The sequence below is a fragment of the Bariatricus sp. SGI.019 genome, from assembly GCF_050315235.1.
Taxonomy (GTDB): Bacteria; Bacillota; Clostridia; order Lachnospirales; family Lachnospiraceae; genus JAFBIX01.
Genome location: NZ_JBNPOQ010000047.1, coordinates 1 through 1,685 on the forward strand (window position 1 = coordinate 1; position 1,685 = coordinate 1,685).

General features: G+C 39.8%; 1 protein-coding gene. It reads right to left on the reverse strand.

The genetic code is table 11. The annotated features are described in order from the left end of the window. Positions 1-439: 439 nt before the first annotated feature. Positions 440-1,573 carry an IS110 family transposase gene (locus ACQRD1_RS14530; RefSeq protein ID WP_235234323.1) on the reverse strand — a complete coding sequence of 378 codons (1,134 nt, stop codon included), beginning with the start codon at positions 1,571-1,573 and terminating at the stop codon, positions 440-442. Positions 1,574-1,685 lie beyond the last annotated feature (112 nt).

Below are 1,685 nucleotides of genomic sequence, written 5' to 3' on the forward strand. Positions count from 1 at the left end.
TCCTCGCTGTTATGAAGTGACCTCTTGTCAAGAGTAAATTTTGCATTAAGAAGCTTTCCCCTAACAATTATCACATTTGTTGATTGACAGCATCTGGAAAGAGCCAGATTTAACAGTTCCCGGCATTTGGCCACTCTGTTATTCGTGGATTGGCTACCTACAGGCTAATGGTCCGCCGTGAGTTCTGCTATCTTTCTACGTGGATCACGATTTTTTCGTGCCAACAAAGCGAGGACGCGAATAACTCGAACCTTTAAAGTTATTTTGGCTCCTCCCAGATACTGTCAATGGTTTACTAGTTACTTTTTTGACAGCAGAAATCTGCAGTTTACTGCTTATTTCTGCTTGTTTGCCCAATTCATCATGGGCAGATGGCTGTCAAGAGCCTGCCGCTAATGCGGTGCGTAGCGCTCTTGACTGACAGATGAGCATGATGTACTTATACAGCCCTTACGCTGATATTGTCCGTCATCATTCCCCATACAAAACATGCCAGTTCTCTTGCTATTGCTGCTACTGCTACATTTCTTGCTTTACCATGTCTTATAAATTTATAGTATCGACTTCGCAACCTTGTATTCGCCTTATCAGCATACGCGATTACTTCTGCCGTATTACCATTCTGTCTTGCTTTCAATGCTTTGGATTTATGACCTATCGTTCCCTTACAAATTCCTCCTGCCGCTTCCACCAATAACTGTCTCAAATGACTATTCCCTGCTTTGGACAGACTGGTTCTGTTAGTCTTTGGTCCACTGGAATCCTCTCCTGGTGCTAGACCCAAGTAAGCTGCATAGATATTTCCTTTTGCAAATCTTTTAAAATCACCGGTTTCTACAATCAGTGATAATGCTGTATGCGTTTGAATCCCAAGAAAACATTCCAGTTTTTTTACCTTTTCTGCATATTTTTCCTGGGCTGCCAGTTCTTCAATCCTCTGATCAAGTCTATCTATTTTTGCAGTTTGTTCTTCATATGAAATCATATATTCATCCAACACTTCACGGTACAATGCAGAAAGTTCTAGTTTTTTCAACCACTTCCAGTGAGCAATTGTCCATTTACTTTGGGCATAGTGGTGCCCATGACGTAAGCAAAATGCGCTAATCTGCTGTTTTATCTTCTTTAACGCTGTTTTGTGATCATCTCTCATACGAATATATTCCTTTACAGAATCATCATCTTCAGTTGGAACATACACCGCATGGTAACCTCCATAAGACAAGCATTGTGCAATCATCCTTGCGTCTCTGGCATCTGTTTTTACACGAACTCCTTGTGGTGTCAACATAGTAGTTGGTGCAAGAATCACACATTTAACGTTTGCTGCTGTAAGCTGATTATAAAGAGAATATCCAAGACATCCTGCTTCATATCCGCATTGAATATCATACTGATTATCAACACCGAGTTTCATTTTTAAATTCTCAATAAACATCAAAATATTTTTGTAATCTGGTGTTACATCAACCGTTGCAAAAATCCTGTCGTCTTCTCCAATAATTGGCTCCATTGCGCATAAAGTATAATTTGTACTATGGACATCCATCCCGATTCGTATTATTCTTTTCATATAAGTGGCCTCCTTTTGTATGCGGTAATCCCTGTTACCATTAATCTTGTCAATTAACAGTTTACAGGTAAATCCACGAACCTACAAACGTGAGGTCACTTCATATTATCTT